Source organism: Aquabacterium sp. UBA2148, from assembly GCF_002328915.1.
In the GTDB taxonomy this organism is placed as follows: domain Bacteria; phylum Pseudomonadota; class Gammaproteobacteria; order Burkholderiales; family Burkholderiaceae_C; genus Aquabacterium; species Aquabacterium parvum.
The window spans coordinates 2,302-3,104 of record NZ_DCXA01000048.1; the positions used below are offsets into that span (position 1 = coordinate 2,302).

1 protein-coding gene is annotated in these 803 nt (G+C 67.9%); it reads right to left on the minus strand.

Going from position 1 to position 803, the window contains the following annotated elements:
- Positions 1 to 803: sigma-54 interaction domain-containing protein (locus tag B2W70_RS02495; protein WP_286742506.1), on the minus strand; the 803-nt coding region annotated here is incomplete at both ends.

Genomic DNA, 803 nt, shown 5'->3' on the forward strand with positions numbered 1-803 from the left:
CGAGCCGGCCTCGGCTGGCTCGGGGGACGCAAGAGGGGGCTGCGAGGCGTTGGTGGGCGCGGACAGCAGGCCCAGGTCGTCTGCCTCCAACGTGGTGGCGTTGCTCAGCGCCACCGCACGGTGCAGCATGTTTTCCAGTTCGCGCACGTTGCCGGGGAAGGGGTGGGCCAGCAGCGCAGCCAGCGCGTCGGTGCTCAGTTGTGGTGGCGAGGCGAGGCCTGACTCCTGGCCGATGCGGTCAAGGATGCGTTGGCAAAGCAGGGGCAGGTCCTCGAGCCGCTCGCGCAAGGGGGGCAGTGCGATGCGGATGACGTTGAGTCGGTAGAAGAGGTCCTGCCGAAAGCGTTGAGCCTGGACCTCGTGGGCCAGGTCTTTGTGCGAAGCGCTGATGAGTCGCACGTCCACGGGCACTTCCTGGGTGGCGCCAACGGGGCGCACGGCCCGCTCCTGGATGGCGCGCAGCAGTTTCGATTGCATGGCCAGTGGCAGGTCGCCGATTTCATCGAGGAAGAGCGTGCCGCCATGCGCGGCCTGGAAAAAACCGGCGCGGTCTTCGGTGGCGCCGGTGAAGGCGCCTTTGCGGAAGCCGAAGAACTCGGCTTCGAGCAGTTGCTCCGGGATGGCGCCGCAGTTGACCGCGATGAACGGGGCTGCGCCACGGCTGCTGCAGTCGTGGATGGCGCGGGCCACCAGCTCTTTGCCTGTGCCCGACTCACCCCACAACAACACGGGTGCCATGCTGCGGGCGACCTTGTCGATGAGCACCCGCACCTGCTGCATGGCGGGGCTGTGCCCTGCCAGTC